Here is a 6299-nt window from a genome sequence, read left to right as displayed (position 1 = left end):
GGCTTCTTAAATATGGCTCCTCTGACTGGATGCGATTACATTCGTATTACATTGAATTATAATGATTTTAATAAATAAAATTTAAATGAGGCCCTCAAAAAAGCCCCACGTACTACTAATGACTTAGATATTGATTTAAATCATATTTTTGAGATTCTCATTTAACAGTTTCATAATCGTAGTGAGGCTGCTTTTCTGGTTGTATGATGGATAGTATGAGATATACAAAGACAGGAATTTGCATAAGATCCTGACTGCGGCGTACTGATTTGTTTCAGAATCGGCCTTTTGGTAGGGAGTCCTTTCAGGTCAAGTGTTGTTACCCTTATCAAACCTTTTACTTTTATACCTTTTCCTTTCGGAATCAGCATGTTCCAATAGCAGGCAGACAATACGAACCATCGCTGTGTACAAGTTTGAGGAGAGTATGTTACACGGCAGATATGCACTTATTAACCCAAGAGCATTTAATGTGCTGAAAATTGCCATCGGGTAAGTTTCCGACGCACTTAGAACCTATCCCAGTTGGTGTATATTGTTGCAGCCAGTTTGGACACGGACAGCGCGAAAAAACCGGAACGTACACGCACTACGTGAGGATTTTGAGTACTACTCAGGGCCAAAATGGCAAATAAGATAGCCTAATGGGATAGGTTCTTAATCTTTGCATTTTTAAACATGGAGAGAGTACATGAGTAGATTTGGTGGAAGAGGATTTATTGCGTTCTCAGAGTATGACGGTTTTGCATTAATTGAGGGGCAGAAACAGAAACTCATAGCTGATATCAATAGTCAATCCGACAATTATATTCTCAACGTAAATAAGTTTGAGTACATAGCCCACCTCATAACTAAGTTTACGATAAGCCCAATCGAGCTACATTCCGACCAGTTGAATGTTTCAACTGAAGAGCGAATGATCCCTGCCGAAATGCACCCTAGTTCCTATTACGTCCACGATGGCAAATCGTATTCTAAAGATGTGTACATGTTTCACTTACCTTTTACCGGGGAGGTGGCGTTGCTTAAAGTTAGAGCAAGTACTTTCAGCATGTCCGCCCCCCAAATCGAGGTTAAAGGCCAAGAGATTGTTTTTGAATTTATTGATTTTAATGCAGACCCCCAATCAATGAAACGCGAAGCCGACAGGGTTGTTTCACAGCTTATATCTCAGAATTCGTATTTGACTAAAGACCTTACTGCGTTTAACAACTCAATTGAGTTACTCGCTAATCAGACGCTGGATGCTCGAAAAGTACAATTGCTTAAGAAGAATGACATGTTGTTGGCGTTGGGTGTACCCATCAGGAAATCAACTAACACACCATCCACGTTTTCGATCCCCGCCAAGCGTACTCCTGCGATCCAAGCAATACCTAAGCCTATTGTTTCAGATAGGGGGTACAAACCTGAGCCGACCTTGGATAACGCGATTTATCAGCAAATATTGAAGATAACACATGAGGTTGGAAAACAATTTGAAAGATTACCTAGTACATATGTAGGAAAAGAAGAAGAGCATCTACGTGATCATTTTTTGTTAATTCTTGAGCCAAACTTTGAAGGTAGTGCAACAGGAGAAACTTTTAACAAAAAAGGTAAAACGGATATTCTTCTTAGATATGATGGAAACAATGTGTTTATCGCTGAGTTGAAATATTGGCACGGTAAGAAGGCCTATCTGGAAACGATAACACAGCTCTTATCTTATTTAACTTGGCGTGATTCTAAAGCCGCCATTATTATGTTTGTTTCGAATAAAGAATTTTCTCCAGTTTTAAATATTATCGAAAACGAAACAAAGGAACATTCAAATTATCTTGGGGCTGTATCGACACATCATCTTGGATGGTATCAGTATCGATTTCATATTAATGGTGATAGGAACAGAGAAGTGCAGCTGGCTATACAAGCATTTCATCTCCCATCATAGAAACAAGAGTACAACCACATCCTCCTGCCGAGGTTCACGCCATCACATGAACCTTGGTTAAGGTTTGGCCATATCCCAAAGTGACTTTCATAGATATGTGAGTTACTAAAATGGGGGCTTGTTGATGTCGACTGCTAAGTCTACGTTGTTTTGCGGAAAATCCTCAAGAAGATCTGTAAAGCAAATAGTTTTGCTCTTGGGTTTGTGTTTGCTATCAAGTTCGGCGATCCTTAACTTTAGTGGCATAGGACTAATTACTCCGCTAAAAATGCAGGTGCCGGTTGAAAGAGTGGGGATTGATTCCTCAGTGAGTCGATCAATGTATGATACTGATTTCTCAATTGCATAGAGGTCATTTTGATTGATCAGCCTATGAATAAAGTAGTTATGTGCTTGTGAAATTATAGTTGAAGAAATATCGTTGGGGCGTTGACTTGAGATCGTGACAAAAACACCGAATTTACGACCTTCCTTAATAATTTCCTCAAATGTTTCTAGTCGATAATCTTTCCAACTTTCCGTTTCTCTGAACGAAGTATTTGATAATATATTGTGAGCCTCATCGATAATAATATGCAAAGTGGAATTTTCTATGGAATGTTTCTTAACATTATATGCCCATTTTGCTATAAGTAGAGGTAGCGTCTTCTTCATGGTTATATTTACCATGTTAAGATTTATTACTGTGAAATTTTCATTATTCCAAAAATCTAATCGACCTGACGTATCGAATATTTTTGCAATATCTTTTCTGTTGGAATTCATTCTATTAATTACAGGTGATATATGCTCAGGATTAGATTTATTAGACATAAATTCATTAATTAATTGAAGGTACATAAAATGTAAAATATTCTCAATAAGATCTTCTTTAAAAGTATAATTAGAAGCAAGTCCAAATAAGTATGAGTTTTCAGTATCAATCTCATTATTAAAGATCAATCCATTTCTAGTCATCCATTTTCCTGCCTTTGAGTGAAATTCAAGATCAGAGATCATGTCTTGGTCATCATCGAAGATTGGACTAAATAGAAGATGAACTGCATCACTTCTTACTTTATCACCACTGAAAAGATTCTGTCTCACCCTCTTTTTAAGAATATTTCGCATATAAAAAAGGGGGTCTTCAGAGTCCATTATATGATTACGAAACTCAAGGGTTCGTTTAAGAAATGGTTTCTGCGTTTTGTCTGTTGCATCAGTTAGAACAGAAAGCATGTCATGTTCAAGTAATACTTCCTGTGGAAGTGGGAGTTTGTCCCCATTGCCGTTATGTGTATTCAAATTATATACGGTTTTATTAATAGTAATGCATTCTTCAGTTACATATTCTCCATTAAAATCAAATAAAATAAACTTGCATCGTTCTTTGAATCTGTTTCCTAGTATTTTTTCTACTTCTGATGTACCTGCCTTATAAAGAGCAGCTAGTGTATTCGATTTACCACTACCAGTATTTCCGAATATTGCGATATGAGAGTTAATGAGCCCATTAATTGGAAGGGAAATTTCAATATCTTCAAGATCGGTTCGGGTAAAGTTCATAGCAGCCTCGTCAGTTTTCGCAATGCGATGTACCATCTGAATAAGGTGCTCTGTAACAATAAAAGCCTCATTTCCTATCAGTGGCAATTCACGTGAGCCAGCGATAAAATTTCCCAACCGGTCAATGTAGCCGGTGAGTGACACTGAGAGATAGCGATGATATCGGAAAGTATCGCTCCCGCTACCAGAAGGATATTTTTCTTCAATAATCTTTTCGGCTTCGACCTTACCAATAAGACTCATGAAACCTTTCTTAATCTCGATAAAACTACCGACGGAAACATTACGAAGTACTTTCCCACGATAAAAAAGATCACTGAGGTTTTTATTTTTATCGACGAGAATGCTTACAGTTCGCCCTGATACCTCACAAACTTCACCTATTCGTAAAACTGCTTCTTCATCCATAAAATGCTCGCTCATCGTATACCTCCCAGATAACAGGTAATAATATTATTTAGTACTATAAAATCGAGTGACTTTCCTGGGGTATAGACAACCTCAACATTTGAATAATCGTGGAACTTATCCATATAGATCTGAACGCTACCCTCATCGTATGCAAAAATAATTACTTTCAATGTTGCATTACGTAAAGCTTTTTTTGTCAGTGTTTCTAAGTGCTCATCTGCAAATGAGAACCCAAAAACTATCAGTAGCGTTGCTTCCTTATCTAGCTCATTTGCATAGCTTCTAAGCAGATCATAATATATATTTTGTAGCACAGTCTCTTTAAATTTTTCTTTCCTTGGTAATATAAGTGAGTGAGATAGTACCCATGACTTTTTCTCTTCGATGGTATTAAATATTAATGGTTTGGCATCTAATATATTGTAATAAATGTCATTATTATATTTACGCCATGACAAAGAACCATGAAGTTTTATCAAGTTGACAGTAGGGAGCTCAACTTTGTAGTTATATAAATTTCCTGTTGCATAAATGGTTTGATGAAAGCAGGCAGCATCAAAAATGGTTCCACCCCATATATTGACTCGTTTACGAAAACCATCATTAATAATGATGTTATTATTTCTTGTTGCTGCATCTTCAACAAACAGATCATAGTTAGTGGTAAATATATTAATACGTTTTGGTAGTAGGCCAGTACGCCGCCTAGTTAGTATTTTTTCAAGTGCAGACAGGAATTCAGAGTAATTTCTTCTGACAATCGCTATATTTTCTATAATAAGTGGTGGGGTAGGAGCGGCATTGTGTCTTGCGAGGATATGTTCATGTGGTATCCAGACTGAGTGAAGAAATTCGGCAGCCTTATCAAAGTAACCTTCTTCATCTTCCAAATGAATCAACTTCTGCAATTCGCTCTCAATATTGCCCAAAATACTTATTGCTGGCAGCGATGCTCCTGAGCCAATGAGGAAGTTAATATTTGCAGACTGAAATACTCGTTCGAAATAGTCTCGGTCACCATCTTGCCCATAGAACGCTCGTTTAGTCGCCATAGTGGCATCTTCCTGATATTGTTTGGGATTTAACTATATAAGTGTATGTTAACGCTTCGTTTGATAATTTCACATCATTTATTATCTCTCTTTGCACGATTCTCCTTATCAAAATATTTTCTTATCTAAACGATACTTCAACTAATTGATTTATAGCTTTTTTATAATTTCAAGAACCTACCATCTAAATAGCTGCGCCTAATGCCGCTACACTTGCCATTTATTGACATGTGACAACTATGCAAGAGCAACACATAGATGGCCCGGCGTAATACCACTTAGCCCCACTCGTTGATCCTGAACGGTTTAGCAAAAAGCGTAGCACTATTCCGTGCAGCTGTTTAGCCGCCCATACACCTGTGCCACATACCGCCCACGTCCGTCACCATGCCCCAAATCCATAGCCACCATTGCCAGTGCCTCTTTCCTGCTGAACCCCTGCGCCAAGTAATGGTGAATGGCATCCTGCGCCCACGCATAACGCAGCGAATGCGGGGAATATGCACCAGTCAAACCCATACGCGCCGCCTGGTTGTGCCAGTAGTCCATCGCGCTTTTCAGATCCGGCTTGTCGATCAGCCGATTATTACGGCTTTCGGCAATAGCCAGCGCATTATCCAGCGCTTTTTTGACAGCTATAGAATCCAGAATCACCGTTTCACGAGGTCGTCCACCTTTGGTGCCGAAAACCACGGTTAAGCGTGTATCGCCCCGTTCAACAGCCTGTTTCCACGTTTTCAGCGACTGTGCGCTTTGTACCGCTTCCTGCGAACGTAAGCCCATCAGCCGCGCCAGTTCCAGCGCCGCAGCCAGCCCCGGATCTTTTACACGGGCCATTTCCAGCGCATTACGATAATGCTCCGGCGTAATAGCCTGTCGCGTACCGTTGCGCGATGCACCGGATAAACCCAGCGATTTATTCGTCAGCCGCTCATGCTCAGCCACTTGTTTATGTCCGGCCTGTTGCAGCACAGCACGCAGCGAGGCCATTTCATTCTGTAGCGTGCGCTTGCCGATCCCCTGCGCCAGTCTTTCATGAATGTAACTTTCAATGTGGCGAACCTTGATTTGCGCCACGTGCTGGATCTGGACATTTAGCGCCCGTAAATGGTGATCGAAACGCTGCACAATATGAATACGATCATTCACCGTTTTATGGCTACCGCCGCAGTGTTTTGCCTGTGCCTTCATTTCACCGCCTAACTTACTCATACACTCCCCCTTGATTTTGAGAACACAAACAGTCTCCGGCGTATGCTTTTTGGCTGCGCCAGAACGATACCTTCACGCCGGAGTGGCAGCTTGCTGAGGTATAGGGAGTTTCAGACTGTACGCGGTACAGGCTGCCTGCGTGAGCA

The 6299-nt window shown here is 40.0% G+C and carries 4 protein-coding genes; 1 reads left to right on the top strand and 3 read right to left on the bottom strand.

Annotated elements, in window-relative coordinates:
- Positions 1 to 691: 691 nt before the first annotated feature.
- Positions 692 to 1933: a hypothetical protein gene (locus FDX19_RS13125; protein WP_137383050.1), complete on the top strand. Its 1242-nt coding sequence runs from the start codon at positions 692 to 694 to the stop codon at positions 1931 to 1933.
- Between the two features lie 105 nt (positions 1934 to 2038).
- Here the strand turns inward: FDX19_RS13125 and FDX19_RS13120 are convergent, their stop codons facing one another.
- The 3 genes from FDX19_RS13120 to FDX19_RS13110 form a co-directional block, all read right to left on the bottom strand.
- Positions 2039 to 3901 carry an ATP-binding protein gene (locus tag FDX19_RS13120; RefSeq protein ID WP_137383049.1) on the bottom strand — a complete coding sequence of 621 codons (1863 nt, stop codon included), beginning with the start codon at positions 3899 to 3901 and terminating at the stop codon, positions 2039 to 2041.
- The gene (locus tag FDX19_RS13115; protein WP_137383048.1) at positions 3898 to 4941 is read right to left on the bottom strand and encodes an SIR2 family protein; all 1044 of its coding nucleotides are present in this window, start codon (positions 4939 to 4941) and stop codon (positions 3898 to 3900) included. Before FDX19_RS13115 ends, FDX19_RS13120 begins: the two co-directional genes overlap by 4 nt.
- Before the next feature lie 324 nt (positions 4942 to 5265).
- Positions 5266 to 6153: an integrase domain-containing protein gene (locus FDX19_RS13110; RefSeq protein WP_137383047.1), complete on the bottom strand. Its 888-nt coding sequence runs from the start codon at positions 6151 to 6153 to the stop codon at positions 5266 to 5268.
- Between the last annotated feature and the right edge of the window lie 146 nt (positions 6154 to 6299).

It is taken from the genome of Citrobacter sp. wls619, from assembly GCF_005281345.1.
Classification (GTDB): domain Bacteria; phylum Pseudomonadota; class Gammaproteobacteria; order Enterobacterales; family Enterobacteriaceae; genus Citrobacter.
This window is presented reverse-complemented; position numbering and strand designations above follow the sequence as displayed.